Genomic DNA, 25,970 nt, shown 5'->3' with positions numbered 1-25,970 from the left:
CATGGTACTGCGTCGCCCCGGTAGTTACCTGTACGCAGCAACCGCACGCGACATAGATGCCAGCCACACCGCAAAATACGGCATACTGGGGTGCATGGAACAGGTTCACCCCAGTCATCAGCAGGAGCAGCTCGCCCCGTTTAAACTCGCACCCTACTACTCCACCCGTGTCTGGGGTTTTGAGGATCTCGCCCCCTGGTTTGAGAAAAAGGCCGCGCCCGGCGAGCCCATCGGCGAAGCCTGGCTCACCGGGCCGGACTCGATTGTGGCCAGCGGGGACCTGGCTGGCCAGAAGTTCGCAGCCGTGGTCAAGCAGCACGCCCAGGCGATCCTGGGCTCGGCGTTTGCCAGCGAAGGCGAGTACCCGCTGTTGATCAAGGTGCTGTTTCCCCGCGAAAAGCTCAGCGTGCAGGTGCATCCCGATGACGTGCTGGCGCAGCAGAAGGGTGAGCCGCGCGGCAAGACGGAGTGCTGGTACATCCTCGAGAGCGAGCCCGGCGCCAAGGTGGCCCTGGGGCTCAAGCCCGGCGTGACCCCCGACGCCGTGCGCTCCGCGATTGAAGACAAGTCGCTGGAAGACCTGCTCGGCTGGGTTCCGGTTGAAGCAGGGGACATGGTGTACGTGGACGCCGGCACCGTGCATGCCATCTGGCCCGGGGTGGTGATCCTGGAAACCCAGCAGACGTCCGACACCACCTATCGGCTCTACGACTACGGACGCCCGCGGGAGCTGCACGTGGAAGCCTCGATCGAGGCCATGCGCGTCGAAACCGCCGCCGGCAAGATCGCACCCGAAGCCGGCACCCAGGGCGAAAGCGTGCTGGTCGATAAGACCTACTTCCGCGTGGAACGCTGGCCGCACAAGACCGAGGCTCTCTATGCCGCCGTGGCTGCAACGCAGGACCCGCAGCTTCTGTTTGTGGTGGAAGGCGCGCTGCAGGTCACGGGCGAAGGCTTCGAGCCCTTCACGCTCAACCGGTGCGAACTGGCCGTGATCCCGGCGCATGCGCTTGCCTGGAAGCTTGGGGGCGACGCCGAGGTCATGCGCATTCTCCCGCAGGGCGGCTCCGTGGAGCGGAGCGCGCAGATCGTCGCTTGACCGCTGGCTGCAACGGCGAGCATGCTTCCTCCTTCAATCCCTGGCCGAGCATGGCTTGCCGGGGCAGGAAATAAAGCGCAGCACCAGGCGCAGGAAACCATCCGCGCTGCCGATAAGGCAAGTGGCGGTTCAGCGCAAAGCAGTGGAACAGCAGGAGAGCAGACCCATGGCAGCACAGCAGGAGTTCCGTCCGATCATCCTCGCGGGGGGCAGTGGAACCCGGTTCTGGCCGCGCAGCCGCAAGGCCCGCGCCAAGCAGGTGCTTGCGCTCGACGGCGAGCGCACCATGATCCAGCGCACCGTGGACCGGCTCGCCGCGCTCTCCTCGGCCGACGACGTGTGGGTCATCACCAATGACCTGCTGTCCCGGGAGATCTGCGGGCAGCTCGAGATGGTGCCGCAGTCCCAGGTGGTCTGCGAGCCGACGGCCCGCAACACCGCTCCGGCCGCCGGCCTTGCGGCCTTTTTGATCGAGAAGCACAACCCGGACGCGATCCTCGGCATGTTCCCCGCTGACCACGTGATCGCCAACGAGCCCGCGTTTACCGCGGTGCTGCGCCGTGCGATCCTGCTCGCTTCTTCCGGTGAAAACATGGTGGTGCTCGGCATCCGGCCGACCCGCGCCGAGACGGGCTACGGCTACATCGAGACCGGTGAGGTGATGCCTTCGGGCGAAACGCGCGTGCGCCGCTTTACCGAGAAGCCCAACCAGGAGCGCGCCGAGGCGTTCGTCGCCGCGGGGAACTATCACTGGAACTCCGGGATCTTTATCTGGAGCGCCCGCACCCTGGCCAATGCCATGCGCGAGCACCTGCCCGAAACCGCGCCGCTGCTCGAGACCATCGCCGCCGCGCACGGCACCCCGCAGTTCGAGCAGGTCTTCGCCGAGCTGTATCCAAAGTGCGAAAACATCAGCGTCGATTACGCAATCCTGGAGCCGCGCTCCGCCAAGGGCGAGCACCAGTCCAACCTGTACTGCCTCGAGGCCGACTTCGGCTGGAACGATCTCGGCTCGTGGGCCGCTCTGTACGAGCACCAGATGGAGCAGCGTGAAGGCGTGGACGGCCATGAAAACGTGTCCGAAACCGCCGGGCTGCTCGCGGTGGACGCGCACCGCAACTACGCCTACAGCCCCAAGAAGTTCGTGGCGCTGGTGGGCGTGCATGACCTCGTCGTCGTCGAGACAGACGACGCCATTCTGGTCACCACGCGGCACCACTCGCAGGACGTGGGCAAGGTCGTCAAGGAACTCGCGGCCAAGGGCAAAACCGAGTTGATCTAGCAACAGTGTGCGCGGGAGCCGTCGCCAGGAGTGCGCTCCAAAGCAGGGCGCACCGCGGCTCCCTCCTTTGCACCTGTATCAGGAACACAAGCAGTTACGAATTTTTTGGAGAACGAGACGTATGGGCGCGGAACAGATCAAGTTTGGCACCGACGGCTGGCGCGGCATCATCGCTGCCGATTTCACGTTTGAAAATGTGCGCATCGCCGCCGCCGCGATCGGCAACTACCTGCTGCTCGAGAGCGCGCAGCAAAAAGGCGCCGCCATCGGCTACGACTCGCGCTTTGGCTCGCGCGCTTTTGCCGAGGCGGTCGCCGAGGTACTGGCCGACGCTGGCATCCCTGTCGCGCTCGCCGACAACATCACCCCCACCCCCGCGCTGTCGTTCGGCGTACGCGCCGGCAAGCACGCGGGCGGCGTCATGATCACGTCCTCGCACAATCCCTTCCAGTGGAACGGCGTGAAGTACAAGGCGTACTACGGCGGCTCCGGTCGCCCCGCCATCATTGCCGAGATCGAGAAAGAACTGGGCAAGCCGATCGCCAGCGCGGCAACCCCGGCAAAGATCGAGCATGTCGACTTCAACACGCCTTACATCCAGGCGATCTGCGACTTCGCCAACCTCGAAGCCATCAAGACCTCGGGACTGAAGTTCGGCGTGGACTGCATGTACGGCGCGGGCCGCGGCGTGCTGGCTGGCATCTTTACGAAGCTGGGCGTGGACTTCGTTGAGATTCGCGGCGAAAACAACCCGTTGTTCCCGGGCATCAACCCCGAGCCCATTGAGCCGCACATCCGCGCGCTCGGCACCGCGGTGGTCGAGCACAAGTGCGACTCCGGCTTTGCGACCGATGGCGATGCCGACCGCATCGGCGCAATCGACGAGCACGGCAACTTTGTGGATCCGCACAAGATCTTCGCGATCCTGCTCGAGTGGCTGCTGACTACCAAGGACTGGGCGGGCGGCATCACGCGCGCCTTCAACACCACCGGCATGCTTGACCGCATCGCGGCCAGGTACAACCGACCCCTGTACGAGCACGGTATCGGCTTCAAGTATGTGGTCGACCTGATGCTCGAAAAAGAAATCCTGATCGGCGGCGAAGAGTCCGGCGGCATCGGCATCCAGCGGCACCTGCCGGAGCGCGACGGCCTGCTCAACGCGCTGCTGCTTGCCACCGTCATGTCGGAGCAGAAGAAGACGCTCGGCGAACTCGTGCAGGCACTGCAGGACCAGTACGGCGAGCACCAGTACGGCCGCATCGATCTCCACATCAACGATGACCTCAAGAACGCGACCATAGCCAAGGCCAAAGCGGGGATCAAAGAGATCGGGGGAATGGAGGTGGAGCGCGTCGCCACGCTTGACGGCATCAAGCTTTTCGTCAAGAACCCGGAAGCCGCGTCGAAGCCCAACGCCGCCGAGAGCTGGCTGCTGCTGCGCGCCTCGGGCACCGAGCCGCTGCTGCGCATCTACTCGGAGTCGTGCTCGAAGGAGTCCGTCGAGAAGCTGCTCGAAGCTGGTCGGCAGTTCGCCCTGACCAGCCTGGACTAACACTCACCCGGTCAGCCCAACAACAACCCAGCAGGACAAGCGGTGCCTCCACGGCACCGCTTTCCTGTTTGCGGCGCTGCCATTACTCTGGATGCACTTTCCCGCAGGAGTATCCGCGTGGCACGCATCGGATTTCTGGTCCTCTACGCAACCGGCCACCTCAACCCTTCGATCGCGCTCGCCCGTGGACTGGCGCAGAGAGGCCATGAGGTCGTGTTCTTCAACGTGCCCGATGTCGGCGCGGCAATCGAGTCTGCCGGCCTCGGCTTTGTGCCGTTTGCCGAGCAGGAGTATCCACCCGGCACGCTGCGCGAGACCACCCGCAAAATCGGCGAGCTGACCGGCGCTGCTTCGTTCGCCTACTTCATCGAGCGCATGTCGCTGCTCACCCGCGTCTCGTTCCAGTACCTGCCGGCGCTGCTGGCCGCGAACCGCCCCGACCTGCTCATCATCGACCAGTTGTTCCCCGGCGCGTCCACGGTAGCGGATCACCTCGGCATCCCGTTCGTCTCGATCGCCAACGCGTTGATCGTCAACAGCGACCACTCCGTACCGCCGCCGACGCTGCCCTGGCCCTACGACCCAGCCGACGCCGCCGTGGCGCGCAACGCGCAGGGCTGGGCAGGCACGCTCAAGGCGTTTGATCCGCTGCTGGCGCTGGTCAACGCGCAGCGTGAGAAGTGGTCGCTGCCGCCCTGCAGCAACTTCCTCAACGACTCCTTCTCCACGCGTGCGCAGATCTCGCAGCAGCCTGCCTTCTTCGAGTTTCCCCGCGCCAGCCAGCCGGCAACACTGCACTTTGTCGGACCCCTGCAGGACGACATGCCAGCCCGCGAAATCCCGTTCCCATGGGAGAAGCTCGACGGGCGTCCCTTGATCTACGCCTCACTCGGCACGCTGCAGAACCGGCTCGAGTCCGTATTCCGCGCTATCATCGAGGCCTGCGCCCCGCTGCCTGCGCAGACCGTGATCGCCCTGGGCAAGGACGCGCTCGCGCCTGAGCTCTTTGGCGAGGTCGCTGAAAATATCCTGCTGGTGCCGTTCGCGCCGCAATCCCGGTTGCTCGCGCGCGCGAGCCTCTGCATCACCCACGCGGGCCTCAACACCGCGCTCGACTGCCTTGTGCACGGCGTGCCCATGGTGGCCATGCCGATCGCGAGCGAGCAGCCAGGCGTGGCGATGCGCGTTGCGTATCTCGGCGCGGGCGTGGTGCTGCCGTTGGCCGAGGTCAATGCCGAATCTCTGGGCACGGCAATCAGTAAAGTCTGGACCGACCCTGCCTACCGCGAGGCAGCGGACAACGCTGCGCAGCAGCTCAAGGCTCTTCACCCGGTTGACCACGCCGTGCGCATTGTGGAAGCGACACTGGCCGAAGTCGCGGCGCGCTCTACGCCGGCGTAGAGCGCACGAAGTCAGCCGACCATCGGAACAGCGGATCGCTCGAGACGAGCAAAGCGCCTCGAGCGGACTGCCACGCCTTTTGTGCCAGCGCGCACCTGCTCGTGCTGGCTACCGCAGCGGCAGTGATTCTGCCCTGTGTCGCGCGCCCGACCAACTGCCTCGCGCAAGCTCCCATCCCATTGCCAAACGCGCGCATCGTCCCGGCGCATTTGCTTTCAGGAAGAGAAACCGCGCTCATGGCGAATCGACCTGCCCATCGACATACAGTCCTGCGCTCCCTTGGACTTGGTCTGATCACGGGCGCCGCTGACGACGACTGTTCCGCCATCGGCACCTATGCGCAGGCCGGCGCGCAGTTCGGCTATGGCATTCTCTGGACCGCGCCTGTCACCCTGCCCATGATGATTGCGGTGGTGTACCTGTCGGCCAAGCTCGGGCAGGTCACCGGCGAAGGGCTGTTCTCTGTGCTGCGCCGCCATGCTCCGCGCTCCCTGCTGTACACAGTGCTTGCGGGCGTCCTGGTCGGCAACATCATTGAGGCGGGCGCCGACATCGGCGGCATGGCCGCGGCACTCGCCATCCTGGTCCATGTGCCACAGCCGTTGTTGCTGATCGGCATCACCACGGTGGCGCTGGTGCTGCAGATCTGGGGCTCCTACGCGGTGATCCGCAATGTGCTGCGCGTGCTCGCCATGTCGCTGCTCGCGTACGTCTTCTCGGCATTCCTGGCGCACCCCAAGCTTGCCGCGGTGGTGCATGGCACGCTGGTACCGACCCTCCATTTCAACCGCGACTTCCTCAGTATCCTGGTGGCGATCATCGGCACGTCGCTTTCGGCGTACCTCTACACCTGGCAGTCCAATGAAGAGGTGGAAGAAAAGATCGCGGCAGGCCAGGTTCGCCTGGAGCAGCGGCGCGGCACCACCGACGCCGAGCTCCGCACCAGCTTCTGGGACGTGGCGTTTGGCATGCTGTTCTCGAACGTGGTGATGTTCTTCATCATCCTCGCCACGGCGGCGACGCTATTCGTCGCCGGGCACCATACCATCCACTCGGCTGCCGATGCCGCGCAGTCGCTGCGCCCGCTCGCGGGCAACTTCGCCGGGCTGCTCTTCTCGCTCGGCATCATCGGCGTCGGCTTTCTTGCCATCCCGGTCATGACCACGGGTGCTGCATACGACCTGTGCCAGAGCACCGGCTGCCGCAACGGCCTGAGTTATCGGCCACGCGAAGCAAGGCTTTTTTACGGGGCGATCACGTTGTTCACCCTGCTGGCCATGGGGCTCAACTTCCTCGGCATTAACCCCATGCGGGCGCTGGTCGTGGCCGGCATCGTGCAGGGCTTCTCCACCCCTCCGCTGATGCTGCTGATCATGCTCATGTGTAACCGTCGCTCCATCATGGGCGACCGCGTCAACGGCAGAGCCATCAACGTCCTCGGGTGGATCACCACGGCGCTGATCTTTGCCGCGTCCGTCTGCCTGGTCGGCAGCTACCTGTACCACTAGGCTGTTGCTGAAGCGCGTCGGCGCACAAGCCATCTGCTGCAGCAGGGAACAGGCGCACCACGCAGAAGACGCCATGTTCCCGCGCATCGTTCATTTACTGCCCGGGCTGCTCCCGGGGTTTCTGCCCGGAGGGGTTGGCCACAAACCGGGGCGTCTGCGGCTCCGTCGCAAACTGCCAGCCCGTAAGGTACGCAAGCTGCAGGATCTTCTGCATCTTCACGAAGTCGATCTTGTCGACCGTGTCGGTGGTGTGGTGGTAGTCCGGGTGGAAGCCCGTGAACCACCAGAACGCCGGGATGTTGTGCAGCACGAACGGGAACTGGTCGGAGCGAAAAAACACGTTCAGCGCTGACTCGTGATCGAAGCGATCATCGAGCGCGAGGCCGATCGGCTTGTTTGCTTCCCGTACCGTGCGGTCATAATCCGGCGAGTATAGCGCGCCGATCAGGTTCAGCCGGTTGGTCGTGTCCTTCGGGATCTCGATCAGCCCGTCGGTCTGCGGGCTGGCCGCTTCATCGCGGCCGATCATGTCGAAGTTGATCTGCGCGCGGGTTGTGGCCAGCGGCCGCAAAGGGTGCGCCGCCATCCAGTACGCGCCCAGCAGCCCGCGCTCTTCGCTCGCAAACACCACGAACAGGATCGACCGCTTCGAGCGCGCGGGGTTTGCCGCAAACGCACGCGCCAGCGCCACCACGCCCACCGTGCCCGAGCCGTTGTCATCCGCACCATGCCAGATCTGCGGGCAGGGGTGCGGGTCCGGCGGCGTGCTCACCGGCGGATGCGCCGGGTCAGCACACGGGGCTGCACCGTCGTGGTCATGGTGCGCGGTGATCAGGATCGTCTCCGGCGCCAGCTTCGGGTCGCTGCCCGGCAGCAGAGCGGCCACGTTGCTGGTGGTGCCTTCGCGTTCCGAGGTATTGCGCAGGTGCAGCGTCAGCACCGTGTCGGGCAGCGCGCGCGACTGTGGTTTGAGCGCACTGTCGATCGCTGTTTGCGTCGCGCCCGGCGTGGTGCCCGAGGTCGCGAACAGCTCCGCCGCTACAGCATCCAGCACCAGCGCCGCGGGGATGTGTACCTCGTCGTCGGCGATTGCCTGCAGGGGCAGTGGCACCGGGCGCACCACGCTCGAGCCGATCCGCGCCGCCCGCTCCGCGTTGGTGAGGTGCTTGCGATTGGGCTCGGCCACGATCACCACTGCCACCGCGCCATGCTGCTGCGCGTTCAAAACTTTCACCCTCGCCGTGGCGTAGCGCGTGTTGCCGGTGCCGTTGAAGACGGAGTGCGGATCGTCTTCCTGCGGTTCATGGTCGAAGAGCAGCACGATCTTGCCGCGTACATCGAGCGAGGCGTAGTCGTCGTAGCCGAGCTCGGGCGCGGTGATGCCGTAGCCTGCGAACACCACCGGCGCCGCAAGATCCACCGCATGCTTGTACGCGCCGAATGCCTCGGGCGCGTGCCACACGGTGGATCGGCCACCACGCGTGAGCGTGATTGTGGAAGCAGCCCGATCCGGCCGGTACTCGACTAACGGCACCGGTTGCAGAAAGCTCGGCCTGCCACCCGCGTCGCGGGCCGCGGGCTCGAGGCCGGCCTTTCGGAACGCGTCCGCGATCCAGGCGATGGCCGCGTCGTCGCCCGGCTGCAGGCTCAGGCGTCCGGCCATCGCGTCGGAGCTGATGAAGGTGAGATCCGTGCGCAGCGCATCCTGCTGAAGGTTGCGAAAGCCGGCGAGCTCGCGCGCCGGCACCCCGGTCTGTGCAGGTGCGGGCAGGGCACCGCTCGCCAGCAGGAGTCCTGCGGCCATCGCTGCGAGGCCTCGTCGTACCCGATGGTTCGTACCAGGAGGAAACAGCAGGTTGCGGCTGGGCATGGTTGCATCCTTGTGCGCTCGGGAGTGGTGTCTCCCTGCTTTGTACCAGAGACGCGCCGCGTCCAGGCAAGCAGTGTGCGCCCGCCTGACGGAGCCTGCTCCCGTCCGCGCATCCACACTGCTCCCCAAACCGGCACCAGCGCGCGGGCCGCGACGCCGTGCGCCGCGCGCACATCGGACCCTGCCAAGTTCGTTGCTCCAGAAGCTGGTCGGTGGTCCGTCCGTATGTTGCGACGGCTTGCCAGGTCGTCGCGGGCACTGGTCCGTTCACTTTTCTGCGATGCCATCTGCTAAGACGAAACCCGCGCCTTGTCTGCCCCGATCTTCACAGGCGGCAAAGCTTCCTGCTGAGGCTTCCACGCAGAGTTGTGCTGCCGCACAAACTCCACCCGGTTGCGGCCGCGCTGCTTCGCCAGGTACAGCGCGCTGTCTGCCAGGCTCACCAGCGACTCCACCGTGCAGAAGTCAACGCCCAGCCACGCCACGCCAAAGCTCGCCGTCACCGGGATCCCCAGGTCGTCATGCATCACGGGCTCGCCGGCGACCGCCAGCCGCAGCGCTTCCATGCGTGCTTCCGCTGCATCAGGGTGCAGGCCGGGCATAAGGATCAACAACTCCTCGCCGCCGTACCGCCCCACCGAGTCGCCGGTGCGCACCGCGCGCGCGATGCGTGCCGCACACTCCCGCAGCACCGTGTCTCCAACCACATGGCCATGCGCATCGTTGATCCTTTTGAACGAGTCAAGGTCCGCCATCGCAAAGGCCATCGGCGTCCCGGTCTTGCAGGCCAGCTCGCACTGCGTGCGCATCCGCTCAAAGATGGCCGCGCGGTTCAGCAGACCGGTCAGCCCGTCCTTGCGGGTCATCTCGATCAGGGCACTGCGCGTATTCAGCAGCTCCGTTTTCTCCAACTCCAGCTCCGCCGTACGCTGCGCCACCTGTACTTCCAGATCATGCTGTCGCACCACCAGCAGCCGCACGCTGGCCCGCCACAGCAACCACAACAGCAATGCCGCCAGGGTGCCCCACAGCAGCCACGCCCAGGTGCGCAGCCACCACGGTGGCAATACTTCAAAGCCAAGCGACAATGGCGCCGACGACAGGTGCAGTCGCTCGTCGTACGCCAGCATCGTCAAGCGGTAAGTGCCGGCGGGCAGGGAAGGGAAGCGCAGCAAGGGCGTGCGGCTCTCCTGCCAGGTGTTTTCCTGCCCGTCCATGCGGTACTTGTAGACCAGCGCCGAACCACGACTGTAACTGGTGCTGCGCAGGTACACGTTCAACGTGGGTTTGCGCAGGTCAAACGATCCTCCGTCCACCTGCGTGATCGGGGCATTGCCGTTGCGCTGAGCGCTCAACTCCGCCCCGTCGAGTTGCAGGTCCGGCGCACCCGTGGAGAACAGGCGCTTCGGGTGCAGCAGGTGCGAGAGCCCGGCGCTGGTGCCGATCCACACCGAGCCATCCGGATCCGCCAGAAACGCGCGATCGTCGGTGTCGTCCCACAGCAGGCCATCGTCGGCGGTGCAATGCACCCAGCGCTGCCCATTGAACACGGAAACGCCGGCATCGCTGCCCACCCAGATCCAGCCGCGCCGGTCTGTCTCGAGAAAGGTGATGCTGTCCGAAGGGATGATCGAGGTCCCGATGCTTTCAAGGATGGACGCCTTGTTGCCCTGTACCGCCAGATGCAGCACCGGGTAGGGCAGCTTGCCCTGCACCCACAGCGTGCCGTCGGCTGCAGCGGCGAGCATAAAGTCGTACGCGCTTCCCCCCGCAAACGGCAGTTCGATGTGGCTCCATTGTTCGCCCCTGAGGCGGTACAGGCCGTGCGCATTGGCCACCCAGATCGTGCCGTCCTGCCCCTGTGTCATCGACCACGCGTAACCCGCTGGTATCTGCTCCGGCCCCACCCGGTGCAGCAAACGGTCGCCCGCGGACAGGAAGCTCACCCCGCTCTCCGCGGCGATCCAGATGCGGTCCTGCCGGTCACGCAGCAGGGTGAAGATGCGGCCCAGGCCCGCGGCCGCCACGTGGGTGTGCCCGGTCAGGGGATCCAGCTCCAGCACGTTGCCCTGGCCGTCGCCCAGCCAGAGATGGTCCGCGGTGTCCATGATGCCGGTCGTGAGCCGTTGCAGCCCGTTTGCGCGCGGCACGATCTTGCTGGTCGCCGGGTCCAGCCGATCCAGCCCCGCCTGGGTAATCACCCATACCTTGCCCGTGGCGTCGCGCGGCGAGGCCCACACCACCGAGCTGCCCAGGCCCTCCTCGCGCGTCCAGCCTTCCCACTGCCCGTAGCCCGGCCAGATGGTGATGCCGTGGCCCGCAGGCGCAAGCCAGAGCTGGCCCGTGCGGTCGAACATCAGGGCGTTGACCGCGCCGTCCGGCAAGCCATTCTTCTCGGCAAACAGGTGCCAGTGGTTCGCCTCGCTGCGCGCCACGCCCTGGTTCAGGTTGAGCAGGATGCGGCCTTGCGGATCCTCCGCCATCACGGCGCCCATTGCATACAGAAACAGCGAAGAGGGCAAGGTATCCATGCTTCGGAAGTGCGCCGCCCCCTTGTCGAGGGAGATCACAGTGCGTTGCCCGCGCGCCCATAGCGTCCCGCTGCGGCCAACCAGCAGCCGCAGCCAGGCCTCGTGCGGTACACCCTGCTGCGGCCCATACACGCGAACCGCGTCGCCCCCGGCCGCTCCCGTGCGGCCAGCCGCTTCAACATGGGCAAGCGCTGCCAGATCGACACGGCAGAGTGACTGTCCGCAGCCTGCCCACAGCGCGTCGTCCACGGCAGGGAACACGCTGGTGAGTGTGCCAAGTTCGGGATGCTGCCGGATCATCGCCGGCGCAAAGGCCGGGGCGATCTGCCAGCGTGCCCCCTGGTCGTCGCTGTGCAGCCGCAGCAGCGTGCCCTCGCGCAGCAGGTACGCGGTATCCGGCTCCCCGCGCACAAACCGCAGGTCGATGCCCTCCATGGTGACCAGGTGCAGGTCCAGCCCGGGGATCACGTGCGCCGCGCCGCCGCCCGGCGCCTCCGGGTGATCCAGATATGCGAGCTGCCGGCTGTCCATCGCCCAGATACGCCCGGCAGTGTCCTGTCGAAGCAGCCGCACAAACTTCATGCCCGCCTGCGCAAATGCCGGGGACCTGTCGAAATGCTGCGCGTTCGCGGTGAAGACGCCGTTCTGCGTGCCCACCCAGACCAGCCCGGACCGGTCGTCCAGAAAGTCGTCCACCGTGAGGTTGCTCAGGCCGTCCGACGCGCCATAGCTGGTGGTGGAAAAATGCTGCGCGTGCGCGCACGCACTGCCGGCGAGCAGCAAGACCAGGAGGCAGCCGCTCAGCCAGTGCCGGAGCCCGCGTCGCACCATCCACCTGCCGCAGCGCAAAGCCACCCGTTCCCCCTCGGAACGTCACTCTCCACTTGAGGTATTACCTTCAGGGGCGGCTCAGGGTCCATAGCGGGCACGGCGGACGGCGACACTTGGGCGTCACCAAAGTTTCGCCCGCAGCAGCCGGCGACGGGCGCATGCGCGTTCCGAACCGAGGCGAGTGGGAGCGCAGCCTCCCCGGCGCCCCTGCAAAGGGCCGTATCCAGGTAGGCAGATGCTACTAACTCGATCTATCTCGGCCAGGTTAGCCGGAGGGCATGGAGTCGTAAGTGCGGCTGGGCCGCCCGCGGCTCCAGGCCCCCGGCAGCGCCGGCTACGTCTGGCTTGCCGGCTGCTGGCTCAATCTATGCAGCATGCGCGCCATGTACGCCGGCTTGTACAGCCCGGCGACAAGCTTGTGCACGACCCGGTAGCACTCGCAGCTTGCCCGCTCCAGTGCGGCCCGGTTCAGCACCGTGACCCGACCCCGACGCGCCTCGATCAGCCCGGCCCGCTGCAGCGATCCGGCGATCAGGGTCACCGTGGGACGGCCCGTGCCGAGCATCTGCGCCAGGACCTCCTGCGTCAGCTCCAGCGTGTCGCCACCCACGCGATCCTGCGCCATCAGCAGCCAGCGCGACAGGCGCGCCTCCGCATCGTGCAAACGGTGGCAGGCCGCAATCTGGCTTTGCGTCATGGTCTGTTCCTGCACATTTTCGAGCAGGCGCGCCCGGATCTCCGGCGATCGATCAAAGCACGCCTGCAGGTCAGTTAACGGGATACGCAGCGCCGTTCCCGCGATCTGCATAAAGCACTCTGTGGGGGCCAGGTTCGGACCCAGCAGATGGATCGCGCCCACCACGCCTTCACAGCCGGTCATGCCTACTTCGCTTCCTTTGCCTTCCTCGGTAATCGCCACGGTGGACGCAAGACCCGAAGTGATCAGGTACGCGTAAGCAGGTGTTCGTTGCGCCTGGGAGAGACGTGTTTTTTGTGGGAGTCCAACGGGGCTGCACTTCACCAGCAAGCTTTGCCTGGCCTCGGGTGATAACACTTCGAGGAGCAGGTTTGTGTTGGGGCTTGTCACAGCAGTTCCCTTCTATTCCGTGCGCAGGACTGCGGCATATAGCTGCAGTCAATTACAGTCAGGAACTCTCCACCTATGTACGTGGATGGTGTGGACTATAGCGGTGGGTGCAATGGCCGTTCGCCATGACATCGAACGAAAGTGGCAAAAAAGTTTCAGATCGAACGAGGTTTTTTCGAGCATCGTGCCGGCGCCGGCAAGGGTAAGGGCACAGCCCACTGTGCCCGCGCCACACGTCGGCTCATCCGTAGATCTGGCACCGTCGCATGCAAGGAGGCTTCGCTCTGCGTCGCTTCGCTTCCGGGCACCTTGTAGCTGCCGGGGTCGCCATTGTTCACACGCTATGCATCGGGCCTGCCGTGCCTGCCCGGGTAAAATGGAGCCGACGACCGGCGCGCCCCAAGGCCGCCTCGAAAGGCGAAAACCGATATGAGCACTGTTGCCACCGCGGTAAAAACTCCCTTGACCCAGCTGCCTGCCTGGAAAGCCCTCCAGGCCCACTACGAAGCGATCGCACCCCAGCACCTGCGCGAGATCTTCAAGCAGGATCCCGAGCGCGGCACCCGGCTCACCGCCTCGTTTGAAGACATTTATCTCGACTACTCCAAGCACCGCATCACCGACGAAACCCTGAAGCTGCTCTTCGAGCTGGCCGAGCAGAGCGGACTGGCCGAGCATCGCGAAGCCATGTTCTCGGGCGAAAAGATCAACACAACCGAGGGCCGTGCCGTGCTGCACGTCGCCCTGCGCGCGCCCAAGGGCGAAGTGATCCAGGTCGACGGCAAGGATGTAGTCCCGGAAGTCCACGAAGTGCTCGACCACATGTCCGAGTTCTCTGACCGGGTCCGTTCGGGCGCGTGGAAGGGGCACACCGGCAAGCGCATCAAGACCGTGGTCAACATCGGTATCGGCGGCTCCGACCTTGGCCCCGTGATGGCCTACGAGGCGCTCAAGCACTACTCGCAGCGCGACCTGCATTTCCGCTTCGTCTCCAACATCGACGGCACCGACTTCGCCGAGGCCACGGAAGATCTCCAGGCCGATGAAACGCTGTTCATCATCTCGTCCAAGACCTTCACCACGCTCGAGACCATGACCAACGCGCACACCGCGCGCGAGTGGGCGCTGAAGCAGCTTGGTGACGACAAAGCCGTCGCCAAGCACTTCGTGGCGGTGTCCACCAATGCCGGTGAGGTGTCCAAGTTCGGCATCGACACGGCCAACATGTTCGGTTTCTGGGACTGGGTCGGCGGCCGCTACTCCATGGACTCCGCCATCGGGCTCTCCACCATGCTCGCGGTCGGCCCCGAGAACTTCCGCAAGCTGCTGGCCGGCTTCCACTCCATGGACCAGCACTTCCGCACCGCGCCGCTCCAGCAGAACCTGCCGGTCATCATGGGCCTGCTGGGCGTCTGGTACAACAACTTCTTCGGCGCGCAGACCGTTGCTGTGCTGCCTTACGACCAGTACCTCAAGCGCTTCCCGGCGTACCTGCAGCAGCTCACCATGGAGTCCAACGGCAAGCACGTCACGCTCGACGGCGCCGAGGTCGGCTACCAGACCGGCCAGATCTTCTGGGGCGAGCCCGGCACCAATGGCCAGCACTCCTTCTACCAGCTCATCCACCAGGGCACCAAGCTGATCCCGGCTGACCTGATCGGGTTTGTGGAGACGCTCAATCCGCTCGGCAACCACCACACCTACCTGATGGCCAATGTGTTCGCACAGGCCGAGGCGCTGGCCTTCGGCAAGACCGCCGAAGAGGTCAAGGCTGAAGGCACCAAGCCGGAGCTGGTGGCGCACCGCGTGTTCGAGGGCAACCGCCCCACCAACACCATCCTGGTCGACAAGCTCACGCCCGAGGCACTGGGCAAGCTGGTCGCCCTGTATGAGCACATGGTCTTCACCCAGGGCGTGATCTGGCAGATCGATTCGTTCGACCAGTGGGGCGTGGAGCTGGGCAAGAAGCTGGCCGTGCAGATCATCGGGGACCTCGATGGTTCGCAGCACAACAAGCACGACAGCTCCACCACTGCTCTGATCGCGCGCGCCAGCAAGAAGTAAAGGCTGCGAACCGCCTGCGCGGCTGGCGGCCACTGCATGGCGTCTCACCTTGAAGGGCTTTCCCGTAGCGGGAAAGCCCTTCTTTTCCTGTGCGCACCGCCCGTACCCCGCTCCAGTGCGCGCGGCGTGCAACTTCTTCCGGAAACTCGTGTCTCATCAAGTACGAGACCCGCAACAGCGAGGCGGGCGAACGATTTCAGCAGGAGTGGCAGACACTATGACAACGGAAAGGCTTCTCCGCAAAGCAAGTCAGCACATTGCACACACCGCGGCCCCGGCGATCCTCGGCGCGGCGCTGCTGGCAGCCCCGCTTGCCCATGCGCAATATGCCGTCAGCGACAGCCAGCTGCAGGGCAGCATCACCAGTGCGATCAACCAGGATGCCAAGCTCAAGGGTCTCGGCATCACCGCTGCCGTTTCGGGCGGCGTGGTGACCCTGTCTGGCACGGTAGCGAATGAAGATGCCCGCGTCGAGGCCGAGCAGGCCGCGGCCAATGTAAGCGGCGTCCGCTCCATCCAGGACAACATCAATGTGAGCGGCGGCGGGGCTGTGCCAGCAAACCAGCCCGATACGTCGGCACAGGCAGCACAGTCCGCACCGGCAGAGCAGCCCGGCCAGTCAGCCGCGGCACCCCAGACCGCCGGCGGCATGCCCCCGGCCCCGCCCGCCGAGCCCGGCACCGCGGAGAGCGGCATGCCGCCCGCGCCGCCTGCCGACCAGCAGGCCGCGGCAGACCAGCAGTACACGCCCTACCCCAACGGCAGCGCTCCGCAGAACGGCTACCCCAACCAGGGCCAGGCCGGCGCGCAACAGCCATACCCCAACCAGGGTCAGTATCCAAACCAGGCGCAGTCGCAGTATCCGAACCAGGGCCAGTATCCAAATCAAGGCCAGTATCCAAATCAGGCACAGGCACAGTATCCCGACCAGGGCCAGTATCCGCAGAACGGCCCCTACGGTGACAACGGTGGCTACGGACCGCGCGGCAACAGCCACCCGCCGCAGCCGGCGCCTGCAACCTTCAGCGTGTCGCCGCAGCAGCAGAATGCCAGCGGCCCGGTCGGTATCCCCGCCGGCACGCTGTTGAGCGTGCGCACCACCCAGCCCCTGTCCACCTCCGCACTCAAGGGCGGTGAGTACTTCCAGGCCACGGTGGCCAGCGATATCTACGCGAACGGCGTAGTGGCGGTCCCGCGCGGCGCCGTGCTGACCGGCCAGGTGATCGAGTCCAAGAACGCCGGCCCGTTCGGCGGCGCGCCCCGGCTCGACCTCAAGCTGACTGCACTCCAGCTCGGACCGACGACCTACCCGATCGTCTCCGATATCTGGTCGAACCAGGGCCGCAGCAAGACCGGTTACACCGCGGCCAATACCGTGGGCGGCGCTGCTGTAGGCGCACTGATCGGCGCAGCCGCCGGTGGTGGAGTCGGCGCAGGCATCGGCGCGTTGGCCGGCGGTACTGGCGGAGCGCTGCTTTCGGGCGCAACCCACGGCCCGCGGCTCGACCTGCCACCCGAGGCGCTGCTGCAGTTCAACCTGGCCGCCCCGCTGACCGTGCAGCCCGTTCCGTACAACGAGGCGCAGCGGATCGCAGCCTCGGCGCCGCAGCCACCCGTACTGCACCAGCGGCCTGTGTACGTCGCACCATACCCGGTCATGTATGCACGTCCCTACCCTTACCCCTACTAACCCAGGGCACGTACTTACCGTCAGCGCGGGGCCGGAGCACACTGCTCCGGCCCCGCTTTGTTTGCTTTGCCCAGCCTTGCTCCAACATCTCTCGCGGCAGGCGCAACCCGCCCTCTGGGTACGAAAGAACAGTCGGGCCATCCCGAGCCGCCGTTATAGTGGGGGTATGACCCCGGTGACAACCCGTCCTGTTCCAGCCGCCCGCAGCCCCTACTTCACCCGGCGCGCCTTTCTGGGGCTCGGCAGCGCCGCGGCCGTGGGCCTGGCGCTGTACGCAGGCGAAATCGGGCGGCACGACCTGGTCATTGAGCGCCGCACCATCCGCCTCAAGGGTCTGGCCGAGTGCTTCGCCGGCCTCCGTATCGCGCAGATCTCCGACATCCACTTCATGGAGTACACCGAACCATTCTTCGTGCGGCGCGCCGTCGCGGAGATCAACCGCCTCAAGCCCGACATCGTCCTGCTGACGGGCGACTTCGTTTCCATGGCGCCGATCGAAAAAAGCCGCGCCGTGGCCTACGCGCCGATGGTGGCCGAGATCCTGGGCGGAATTGAGTGCCCGCACCGGTACGGCGTGCTCGGCAACCACGACTGGATGGTCGACGGAGCCGCGGTGGTCGATGCCATGAAGTCCGTCGGCATCCCCATCCTGCATAACGAGAACCTTCCTTTCGAGCGCGATGGCGGCCGCTTCTGGATCGCCGGCATCATGGACGCGCTGAGCTGGGAGTCCGACATCCCCAAGTCCCTGCCGACCCACGCGCAAAAGGACCGTGAGCCCGTGATCCTGATGGCCCACGAACCCGACGTGCTGCCCGCCGTGGCCCACTACAACGCCGTCGACCTGATGCTCTCCGGCCATACCCACGGCGGCCAGGTACGCCTGCCGTTCCTGCCCCCGCTGCTGCTGCCGCCGCTTGGCAAACGCTTTGTGGAAGGCCATTTCCAAATGGGACGCACGCAGCTTTACGTCAACCGCGGCATCGGCGCCGTGGGCCTGCCCTTCCGCTTCCGCTGCCCCTCGGAGATCACGGAACTTACCCTGCAGCCGGCCTGACGCAGGCAGCACGCACCGACACCCGGCATGCGTTGGGCTCGGCCAGAGAACCGGGTGCCTCATATTCCGCTTCCGGAACGTAGGCACCACCAGGATCAAGCCCGAGCGGCCTTGATCCACCCAGAGCCACGCAGCCCAGCATCCCTGCCCACTGAACGCCCCGGCTCTTTCCCCACCGCCCCAACCCAAACCCGCCGGTATACTGGGGTGGCAGCGTATCCGCCGGGGCGCACCCCAGCCCGGCGGCGCGCCATCTCTCCTGCCGGGCACCGCAACGGCAAAGGCCAAGCTCGACCTCATGATTCGCTTCCTGCAGAAAGACAGCCGCTTTACCAAGACGATCTTCATCGTCATCATCTCCGTTGCCTGCGTCACCATGGTCATCACGCTTGTGCCGGGCATCTTCCAATCGGCAACCGAGACGCAGGGCACCTATGCAACGGTGCGCGGCGGCAACCCGTTCACCCGCATCTTCGGCGCCTCCACTGAGGTTTCGACCGTGGATGTGCAGCGTGCTGCCCAGCGCATGCTGCGGCAACAGGGCTGGCCGGACGCGGCGCTGCCGTTCGTGATGCAGCGCGCCGGCCAGGGACTGATTCAGCAGGCCGTGATGCTCAACGAGGCCAACCGCCTTGGCCTCCAGGTCACCGATGACACCGTGCGCAAGTTTCTGCACTCCGGTCCCGTGGGCGCGGCGCTGTTTCCCAACGGCCAGTACATCGGCGACCAGCGCTACGCGGAGCTGATCCAGGATCACTTCGGCATGTCGCGCGACCAGTTCGAAGGTGAGATCAAGAAGGAGCTCGAAGAAGCCCGCCTGCGTGACCTTGTCACCGGCAGCGTTGCTGTCTCCGATGCCCAGGTGCGCTCCTCCTACCTGCTGGCTGCCACCAAGATCAAGTTCACCTACGCCGTGCTTTCGGCCGACGACATCGCCAAGACCATCAACCCCACGGATGCTGAGCTCCAGTCGTTCTTCTCGTCGCACGCCGCGCTCTACGCCAGCGCCATTCCGGAAACGCGCAAGCTGCAGTACATCGTCTTCACCACGGACAGCCTGCCCGGCGGCGCGCCCCAGGTCACCGATGCCGAGGAGCAGGCCTACTACAGCGCGCATGCCGCCGAGTACAAGGTCGATGACCAGGTCAAGGTCCGCCATATCCTGATCAAGGTAGCGACCCCGGCCGACGACGCCGCGGCCAAGACCAAGGCGCAGGGCATCCTCGACCAGGTACGCAAGGGCGGCAACTTCGCCGACCTCGCCAAGAAGAACTCCGACGACCCGGGCTCCAAGGGCAACGGCGGCGAACTTGGCTTCATCAAGAAGGGCGTCACCGTGCCGGCCTTCGAGCAGGCTGCTTTCGCACTCCAGCCCGGCCAGACCTCGGACCTGGTGAAAACCCAGTTCGGCTACCACATCATCCAGGCGGAAGAGAAGCAGACCGCGCACACCCGCCCCTTCGACGAGGTCAAGCCGCAGATCCTCGCCGCGCTGACCCAGCAGCGTGAGCAGGCGGCCCAGCAGGCCTTTGCCACGCAGCTTGCCAATGAGGCCAAGAAGAGCGGGCTACAGGCCACCGCCGCTGCCCACCACCTCACCGTGCAGACTTCGGACTACGTTGCGCAGGACGCCGTGGTGCCCGGCGTTGCGGATGCCTCCAAGCTGCTGACCGCCGCGTTTGCTACCGCCAAGGGTGGCGCACCGCAGGCTGCCAGTACCGGCGACGGCACCGCGGTGTTCCAGGTGCTTGACGTCAAGGCAGCGCATGCCCCGGTCTTTGCCGAGTACCGGGACCACATCCTGGGTGACTACCGCACGCAGCAGACACCCGTGTTGCTGGGACAGAAAACCACGCAGCTTGCTGACAAGGCGCATACCTCGAACGACCTAGCGGCTGCGGCAAAGGAGCTGGGCGCGACCATCAAGACCAGCGACCTCGTGGGCCGCGACGGACAGGTGCCGGACATCGGCGCGATTGCCACCACGGCTCCGCAGTTGTTCACGCTCAACCCCGGGCAGATCAGCGGCCCGATCCGCGGCGAGCGCACCGGTGTTGTGGCCAAGCTCGACGACAAGCAGGAGCCTGCGGCAGCCGATGTCGCGCAGCACCTCGCGCAGTCCAAGGAAGCCCTGCTCGACCAGAACCGTGACGAGGTGTTTGCCGTGTTCGTCACCAACCTGTACGAGCAGTACAACAAGGACAAGCGCATCGTGATCAGCAAGCAGGCGCAGACCGCGCCCGCCATGCCGGGGCAGCAGGGCAACTAAAGCCTGCTTCCGCCCGCAAGCAACAGGCCCGCCGTTCTGGGAATCTTCCCTAAGCGGCGGGCTTTTCTCTTTTGCCCTCAACCTCGTCTCGACTGATCGGAAACCCCATGCCTTTTGATCGCGCCTCCGGCCTGCTGCTCCATATCTCCTCGCTGCCTTCGCACGGGGGCATTGGAGATCTCGGCCCCGCTGCCTACGACTTCGCCAACTTCCTCGAGGCAGCAGGGCAGCGTATCTGGCAGGTGCTGCCGCTCAGCCCCGTCGGCTACGGCAACTCTCCTTACGCCTCGCTCTCGGCCATGGCGGTGAACCCGTTGCTGGTAAGCCTCGAGGTGCTGCGCGACTGGGGCTGGCTCACTGCCGAGCAACTCAATGCGGCTGCGCTTCCCACTGCTTCGGGCCCAGTCGACTTCGATACCGTGATCCAGCAGAAGCTGCCCTTGCTGCGAGAAGCGGCGGCCAGCTTTCTCAAGCAGCGCGGCAGCGCAAAAGAGCCTGCGCAATGGGTAGCATTCGAGAAGTTCTGCGCGGACAAGGCCGACTGGCTCGACGACTACGTGGCCTTCGTGATCCTGCGCGAGGCCCACGGCAATGCCCTCTGGACCGAGTGGGAAGCGCCGCTTGCGCATCGCGATCCTGCGGCGCTCGCGGCCTTTCGCAAGGAGCAGGCACACGCGCTTGAGGTCGAGAAAGCCATCCAGTTCGCATTCGACGAGCAGTGGCGCTACCTGCGCGCATACTGCGCTGAACGCGGCATCCAGTTGATGGGCGACATTGCGATCTTCGTTTCCTTCGACTCCGCCGACGTGTGGACGCACCCCGAAATCTTTGAGCTGCGCGAAGACAAGATGCCGCTGCGCGTGGCCGGTGTGCCGCCCGATTACTTCAGCGAGACAGGTCAGCGCTGGGGCAATCCGCTGTACAGGTGGGACACGCTCGCGCAGCAGGACTTCGCATGGTGGGTCGGCCGCATGCGCCGCGCCACCGAACTCTACGACATGATTCGCCTCGATCACTTCCGCGGCTTCGAGGCCTTCTGGGCCATTCCCGGCGAAGACGAAACCGCCGTCAACGGCACCTGGGTCAAAGCGCCAGGTCACGCGCTGTTTGCAGCGCTCGAAAAGGAACTCGGACAGCTCGCCCTGGTTGCCGAGGATCTCGGTGTCATCACCGACGAGGTCGACAAGCTGCGCACCGACTTCAAGATGCCCGGTATGCGTATTCTGCAGTTCGGGTTCGGTAACCGTGGCGCGCACAGTTATCTGCCGCACCGCTTCGAGTCGAACGCCGTGGTCTACACCGGTACCCACGACAACGACACCACGCTCGGGTGGTGGCAGACCGGCAGCACCCCGGAAGAGCGCAAGCACGTGGCGGAGTACCTCAGCATAGGCGAAGACGGACCGGTGTGGGCGATGATCCGCGCCGCGTCGAGCTCCGTTGCGGATCTCTGCCTGTTCCCGGTGCAGGATGTGCTGGAGTTAGGCTCGGAAGCCCGCATGAACGTGCCATCGGCCGCGACAGGGAACTGGAGCTGGCGCTACAACCAGTCCGCTTTGACCCGCGCCATCGCTGACAAGCTGTCGGCCATTACCGACATCACCGATCGCACCCTCAGGGCGCAGCGCGAAATCGTGCAGGCCGCCAAAGAGAAAGCAGCAGAAGCCGCCGCGCTCGAGCCTGTCGAGTCACCGAGCTAACGCCCGGTCCCCGCATGCGTTTCGGCACGCAGGCTTTGCACCATCAAGTCACACCAGGCAACAAGAAGGGCCGCCCTCACAGGCGGCCCTTCTTGTGTTCAGCAACCAGGCTGAGTTTACGCGCGTGTCAGGATCGCAACAGGGAAGTCCGCGAGCACGCTGGCGAGGTCGAGCACACCATTCTCCACGCTCACCTGCTTGCCCGTAAACGCATGCACCCACTGCGTCGCAGCACTCGCAGGCACCTGCACCGACAGCCCGGCCCAGTCTTTGCCGGTCGCGATTTTCGCCTCGCCCTTGCACAGCGTGTAGGTAAAGCGCGGCACCACCACCAGCACATCCTCGCCGCGCAGGTACGCAAACGCATGGTCGGTGTCGCTCACTTCGAGCGGCGTGTACGCGCCATCCAGAAACGTTTTAAGGTGCGCGTTCCGCACGGCAAGCGTCCTGTGCATGGTGAGCAACTTCACGCGCCCATCCTCGAGCGTGCCGAGCACGTCCGCAATCGCGGCAAGTGGCTCCAGTTTCTCCAGCGCGGCAACAGCTTCGACGCGCGTTTCGTAGTTCACCGGCCGGCGATTGTCCGGGTCCACCAGGCTCAAGTCCCACATATCCGTGCCCTGGTAAAAGTCCGGCACGCCGGGCGACGTTGCCTTCAACACCACCTGCGCCAGCGAGTTCACCGCGCCGTGCACCTTGACCGTTGTTAGTAACTCCTCGAGCTCGCCCACGAACCGGGTCTGCGTTTCGCCCTTCGCCGGTGTCAGCAAACGATCCACAAAGTTCTGCACCGCCTCCGTGTACTCGGGCCGCGGGTTGATCCAGCTCACGTTGACCTTGCCTTCGCTCAACGCCTTGGCCAGGTATTCCTTCACGCGCTCTGCAAAGCCCGGCTGGTCCGCCGCGGCCCATGGCCACGCGCCCACGATCGTCTGGTAAATCATGTATTCTTCGTTCGCGTCCGGCGCCACCGTACCATCGTCCAGAGTCGTCTTCAGCGCGGCGTTCGCCTCGGCCCATGCCGTGACCTGCTTCTGCCATGCATCCGGCATTTCCGACAACACGTTGAGCCGGTTGCGCACGTCCTCGCTGCGCTTGGTGTCGTGCGTTGAGGTCGTCAGCAGCGCATGCGGCGTGTACTGCAGCCGGTCCGCGTTGGCCTTGTGCAGCACCTCGGGCTTAAGCCCGAACGCATCCATCGCCGAGCCCACCTCGTTCGACGAGAGGAAGCGGAAGTACACGTAGAAGCTCGTATCCTCCACGCCTTTGGCCATCACCGGTCCGGTCAACTGCTGGAACTTCAGCGCGAAGTAAAGCTGCGCCTCATCGCGCTCCGCATCGCCTGCGCCGCGGCCATCCAGCAGCAGCATGTTCTGCAGGTAATCGAACGCCGAAGCATCCACGTCCGGGTTGCGCCGCTTGGCCAGGCGGATCGCGGTGCGAATCGTCCTGGTGTCTTCTTCCGAATACTTTCCGCGCTCATCGATGTAGGTGCGATAGATCGGGAACGAAGCAATCGTCTCGCGAATCACCGTCTGCAGGAGGTTATCGGTGAAGTCGCGCACGCGACGATCCTTGCGCGCCAACTGCGACAGCAGGTTGCCCAGTACCGCGGTTTCGCTCGACAGCGACGAGAACATGACGTTGCGCTTGGACTCGTACACAATGCGCGAAGGGTTGACCTTGCCATCGATGAACGCAGCGTAGATGTCATCAAACCGCTGCTTGTTCCTGGGCTGGATAAAGAACTGGTTTGCAAAGTGCACAAAGTCGTAGCCTGACGTGCCCTGCACCGCCCAGGTATGCGGCAGGATTTCACCTGGCTCGAGAATCTTCTCCACCACGCAGTAAAGCGGCAGCTTCGCTTCGGTCCAGTCGCGACCCTTGAGCGCGTCTACCACGCTGCGCTCAATCCCGTTCGGTGTGCCTTCGGCCTCCACCATCACCGGGCCCTTGCACTTTGCCGCCACGAACAGCATCTGTAACTGTTCGAGGTATACATGCGGGTTGAACATGCCGTCGCAGTGATCGATGCGCAGCCCCGTCACATCGCCGTTGGCCAGCATCTTGCGAATCAGCAGGTGGGTCTTCGCAAACACCTCGGGGTACTCCATGCGCAGGCCAACGAGGTCGTTTACATCGAAGAACCGGCGATAGTTGATCTGCTCGCTGGATGTCCTCCAGAACGCCAGCCGGTACGGCTGCTGTTCCAGCAGCGCGTGCAGCGCATCAAATGAGCGCGGATCGCCTTCCTTGCCGTTGATCGCCTCCGCTGCCTTGGCGAGACACGGCTGCACGAGCTTGTCGTTCAATGCCTGGGTGAGCTGAGGCTTCAGCGCCTTCAGGCGCTCGCGACGCTTGTGTACCGCGCCCTCAGCCGTGCTCTCGTGCACCGGCAGGTCCGACAGTTCGTCCAGCAGCCGCCGGAAGCTTGCCGGCACCCCGAACTCCGCATCCCGCTCCCGCGGAAACACCATCGGCAGCGTGCGCGGCGCAATCGGCTGCAGGTGATCGAAGTACGCGATCAGTGCGCGGCCATCTTCGAACTTCACCTGCAACTGCTTCGACTCGAGTGCCTCGCCGTACTGCACGCCCAGGATCGGCAGCAGCAGCTTGTTCTGCATGTCCGGCTTCAGCGGTTCCCAGTCGATGTCGAAATAGCCCGAGTACTCCGATGCCCGGCCATTCTCGAGCACGTCCTGCCACCAGATCGAGTTATTGCCCACGCCCATATGATTCGGCACCGTGTCGAGCAGCACGCCCATGCCGTGCTCCTTGATCGCCGCCGAGAACGGTGCGAACTTTACCTCGCCGCCGAGCTCCGGGTTCAGGCAGTCGTGCCGCACCACATCGTAGCCATGCATCGAGTGCGGCCGCGCCTCAAAGATCGGCGAAAGGTACGCGTCGCTGATGCCCAGCTTCTTCAGGTAGGGCAGGATCTTCTGCGCGTCCTCGAACGTGAACTTCTCGTGCATCTGCAGGCGGTAGGTCGCGGCCGGGGTGCGCGCTTCGGTGCCAAGGGTGGTCTGTATGCAGTCGCTCATGATGGTGGGATCGTTCCTCGAAAGCTCAATTGGGAACGGGCGTCGCGCCGCGGTTCCTCCTGCTTTGATGCAAGGCCGCGGGCTCTTCGCACACTCCCCGCATCTATACTGGGGAAGCGAACGTTTCGCACACTGCAAAGGAGCCCCATGCCACTTTCCGGCGAAGCCATCCGCCTGATGAACTACGTAGACGATGTCGCCACGACGCTCCGTCGCATCATGGCGCTCTCCATCAGCCTCACCCCCGAAGAGAAGACCCGCGTCAGCGAGTACCTCACCAAGTCCGAGCCCAGCGTCCAGGATGTTGTGAACAAGCTGGCAGTTGAAACCAAGGCCTAGGCAACGCCCACGGCCCGGCAGCTCGCCTGCGCCCGCGGGCAGGGCACAAGGCTGCCGGGTATGGCCTTCCTGATGCAACACATCGCCATCATCGGCGCCGGGCAAAGCGGCGGGGCAGGTCCAGCCATTTCCGGCACGCAGCTCGCCCGCAGGTGTGCCGAGGCCGGGTTCCTCACCGTGCTTGAGGACATCCAGCGCAGCAGGCTCAGACATGCCTCAGCCGAGCTCGCCGCATCCGCTGCTTCCAGCGACTTGCCCAACCTGCGCTACTCCACCAGCATTGAAGACGCTGTTCGCACGGCTGACCTGGTGATGGACACCGTGCCCGACGAACTCGAGTCCAAGCTCGAAATCCTGAGCCTGCTTGACCGCATGGCGCCCCCGGCCACACTGTTCGCCACGCCGACCAGCCATCTCTCCATCGCCGACCTGGGCTCCTGCACCTACCGCCCCATGCAGTGTTTCGGCCTTCGCTTCGCCGCGGCCGGCTCCAGCGCGCTTGCCCTGGTTGAGATCACCCATGTTCCGGGCTGTGCACCCTCCACCCTCGAGGAGCTCCGCACGTTCTTCCAGTCACTCGGCCTCGCAGTCGAAGTCACCCCCGACCTCCAGCCCCTGCCCTGAACGCCTTTAGCAAAGAAAA

At 65.1% G+C, this 25,970-nt stretch carries 16 protein-coding genes; 12 read left to right on the top strand and 4 right to left on the bottom strand.

Features of this window, described 5'->3' with window-relative positions; translation table 11 throughout:
* The first annotated feature begins 1 nt into the window (after position 1).
* The 5 genes from D1Y84_RS02565 (at position 2) to D1Y84_RS02545 (ending at position 6,845) form a co-directional block, all read left to right on the top strand.
* Positions 2–1,099, top strand: a complete 1,098-nt coding sequence (locus D1Y84_RS02565) for a type I phosphomannose isomerase catalytic subunit (protein WP_124847129.1) — start codon at positions 2–4, stop codon at positions 1,097–1,099.
* A 166-nt stretch (positions 1,100–1,265) separates the two neighbouring features.
* Positions 1,266–2,381, top strand: coding sequence for a mannose-1-phosphate guanylyltransferase (locus D1Y84_RS02560; RefSeq protein ID WP_124847128.1), 1,116 nt, complete (start codon positions 1,266–1,268; stop codon positions 2,379–2,381).
* A 121-nt stretch (positions 2,382–2,502) separates the two neighbouring features.
* Positions 2,503–3,936, top strand: coding sequence for a phosphoglucomutase/phosphomannomutase family protein (locus tag D1Y84_RS02555; protein WP_124847127.1), 1,434 nt, complete (start codon positions 2,503–2,505; stop codon positions 3,934–3,936).
* Positions 3,937–4,053: 117 nt separating this feature from the next.
* Entirely contained in the window at positions 4,054–5,337 is a 1,284-nt protein-coding gene (locus D1Y84_RS02550; RefSeq protein ID WP_124847126.1) for a nucleotide disphospho-sugar-binding domain-containing protein, read from the top strand.
* Positions 5,338–5,573: 236 nt separating this feature from the next.
* The gene (locus D1Y84_RS02545) at positions 5,574–6,845 is read left to right on the top strand and encodes an Nramp family divalent metal transporter (protein WP_124847125.1); all 1,272 of its coding nucleotides are present in this window, start codon (positions 5,574–5,576) and stop codon (positions 6,843–6,845) included.
* A 94-nt stretch (positions 6,846–6,939) separates the two neighbouring features.
* Here the strand turns inward: D1Y84_RS02545 and D1Y84_RS02540 are convergent, their stop codons facing one another.
* The 3 genes from D1Y84_RS02540 to D1Y84_RS02530 all read right to left on the bottom strand — a co-directional run bounded on the left by D1Y84_RS02540 (position 6,940) and on the right by D1Y84_RS02530 (position 12,957).
* Positions 6,940–8,715 (bottom strand): M28 family peptidase, encoded by a 1,776-nt coding sequence (locus tag D1Y84_RS02540; protein WP_233581017.1) that lies wholly within the window; start codon positions 8,713–8,715, stop codon positions 6,940–6,942.
* 290 nt (positions 8,716–9,005) lie between these two features.
* Entirely contained in the window at positions 9,006–12,077 is a 3,072-nt protein-coding gene (locus D1Y84_RS02535) for a ligand-binding sensor domain-containing diguanylate cyclase (RefSeq protein ID WP_124847123.1), read from the bottom strand.
* A 334-nt stretch (positions 12,078–12,411) separates the two neighbouring features.
* Entirely contained in the window at positions 12,412–12,957 is a 546-nt protein-coding gene (locus D1Y84_RS02530) for a Crp/Fnr family transcriptional regulator (protein WP_233581015.1), read from the bottom strand.
* Between the two features lie 636 nt (positions 12,958–13,593).
* Here D1Y84_RS02530 and pgi point away from each other — a divergent pair.
* The 5 genes from pgi (at position 13,594) to malQ (ending at position 21,944) form a co-directional block, all read left to right on the top strand.
* The gene (pgi, locus tag D1Y84_RS02525; RefSeq protein ID WP_124847121.1) at positions 13,594–15,228 is read left to right on the top strand and encodes a glucose-6-phosphate isomerase; all 1,635 of its coding nucleotides are present in this window, start codon (positions 13,594–13,596) and stop codon (positions 15,226–15,228) included.
* Positions 15,229–15,445: 217 nt separating this feature from the next.
* On the top strand, positions 15,446–16,918 hold the full coding sequence (locus tag D1Y84_RS02520; RefSeq protein ID WP_124847120.1) for a BON domain-containing protein: 1,473 nt from the start codon (positions 15,446–15,448) through the stop codon (positions 16,916–16,918).
* Positions 16,919–17,084: 166 nt separating this feature from the next.
* Complete coding sequence (locus D1Y84_RS02515) at positions 17,085–17,975, top strand: metallophosphoesterase (protein WP_124847119.1); 891 nt, start codon at positions 17,085–17,087, stop codon at positions 17,973–17,975.
* 298 nt (positions 17,976–18,273) lie between these two features.
* Complete coding sequence (locus tag D1Y84_RS02510; RefSeq protein WP_124847118.1) at positions 18,274–20,244, top strand: peptidyl-prolyl cis-trans isomerase; 1,971 nt, start codon at positions 18,274–18,276, stop codon at positions 20,242–20,244.
* Between the two features lie 107 nt (positions 20,245–20,351).
* Positions 20,352–21,944, top strand: coding sequence for a 4-alpha-glucanotransferase (gene malQ / locus D1Y84_RS02505; RefSeq protein ID WP_124847117.1), 1,593 nt, complete (start codon positions 20,352–20,354; stop codon positions 21,942–21,944).
* 116 nt (positions 21,945–22,060) lie between these two features.
* Here malQ and treY read toward each other — a convergent pair whose 3' ends face one another.
* Entirely contained in the window at positions 22,061–24,988 is a 2,928-nt protein-coding gene (gene treY / locus D1Y84_RS02500; RefSeq protein WP_124847116.1) for a malto-oligosyltrehalose synthase, read from the bottom strand.
* 147 nt (positions 24,989–25,135) lie between these two features.
* On the opposite strand from treY, the gene D1Y84_RS02495 reads away from it, so the two are divergent.
* Both D1Y84_RS02495 and D1Y84_RS02490 read left to right on the top strand, forming a co-directional pair.
* Positions 25,136–25,327 carry a hypothetical protein gene (locus D1Y84_RS02495; protein ID WP_124847115.1) on the top strand — a complete coding sequence of 64 codons (192 nt, stop codon included), beginning with the start codon at positions 25,136–25,138 and terminating at the stop codon, positions 25,325–25,327.
* A 60-nt stretch (positions 25,328–25,387) separates the two neighbouring features.
* The gene (locus D1Y84_RS02490) at positions 25,388–25,951 is read left to right on the top strand and encodes a 3-hydroxyacyl-CoA dehydrogenase NAD-binding domain-containing protein (protein ID WP_233581013.1); all 564 of its coding nucleotides are present in this window, start codon (positions 25,388–25,390) and stop codon (positions 25,949–25,951) included.
* Positions 25,952–25,970 lie beyond the last annotated feature (19 nt).

The organism is Acidipila sp. EB88 (genome assembly GCF_003858395.1).
Lineage (GTDB): Bacteria > Acidobacteriota > Terriglobia > Terriglobales > Acidobacteriaceae > EB88.
The sequence above is the reverse complement of the archived record's forward strand: the minus strand, read 5'-3'. Positions and strand labels throughout refer to the sequence as shown.

Excerpts from the sequence above, each read along its gene's own strand:
- D1Y84_RS02565 (WP_124847129.1), top strand. The coding sequence starts at position 2 with ATGGTACTGCGTCGCCCCGGTAGTTACCTGTACGCAGCAACCGCACGC.
- D1Y84_RS02560 (WP_124847128.1), top strand. The coding sequence starts at position 1,266 with ATGGCAGCACAGCAGGAGTTCCGTCCGATCATCCTCGCGGGGGGCAGT.
- D1Y84_RS02555 (WP_124847127.1), top strand. The coding sequence starts at position 2,503 with ATGGGCGCGGAACAGATCAAGTTTGGCACCGACGGCTGGCGCGGCATC.
- D1Y84_RS02545 (WP_124847125.1), top strand. The coding sequence starts at position 5,574 with ATGGCGAATCGACCTGCCCATCGACATACAGTCCTGCGCTCCCTTGGA.
- D1Y84_RS02540 (WP_233581017.1), bottom strand. The coding sequence starts at position 8,715 with ATGCCCAGCCGCAACCTGCTGTTTCCTCCTGGTACGAACCATCGGGTA.
- D1Y84_RS02535 (WP_124847123.1), bottom strand. The coding sequence starts at position 12,077 with ATGGTGCGACGCGGGCTCCGGCACTGGCTGAGCGGCTGCCTCCTGGTC.
- D1Y84_RS02530 (WP_233581015.1), bottom strand. The coding sequence starts at position 12,957 with ATGACCGGCTGTGAAGGCGTGGTGGGCGCGATCCATCTGCTGGGTCCG.
- pgi (WP_124847121.1), top strand. The coding sequence starts at position 13,594 with ATGAGCACTGTTGCCACCGCGGTAAAAACTCCCTTGACCCAGCTGCCT.
- D1Y84_RS02520 (WP_124847120.1), top strand. The coding sequence starts at position 15,446 with ATGACAACGGAAAGGCTTCTCCGCAAAGCAAGTCAGCACATTGCACAC.
- D1Y84_RS02515 (WP_124847119.1), top strand. The coding sequence starts at position 17,085 with ATGACCCCGGTGACAACCCGTCCTGTTCCAGCCGCCCGCAGCCCCTAC.
- D1Y84_RS02510 (WP_124847118.1), top strand. The coding sequence starts at position 18,274 with ATGATTCGCTTCCTGCAGAAAGACAGCCGCTTTACCAAGACGATCTTC.
- malQ (WP_124847117.1), top strand. The coding sequence starts at position 20,352 with ATGCCTTTTGATCGCGCCTCCGGCCTGCTGCTCCATATCTCCTCGCTG.
- treY (WP_124847116.1), bottom strand. The coding sequence starts at position 24,988 with ATGAGCGACTGCATACAGACCACCCTTGGCACCGAAGCGCGCACCCCG.
- D1Y84_RS02495 (WP_124847115.1), top strand. The coding sequence starts at position 25,136 with ATGCCACTTTCCGGCGAAGCCATCCGCCTGATGAACTACGTAGACGAT.
- D1Y84_RS02490 (WP_233581013.1), top strand. The coding sequence starts at position 25,388 with ATGGCCTTCCTGATGCAACACATCGCCATCATCGGCGCCGGGCAAAGC.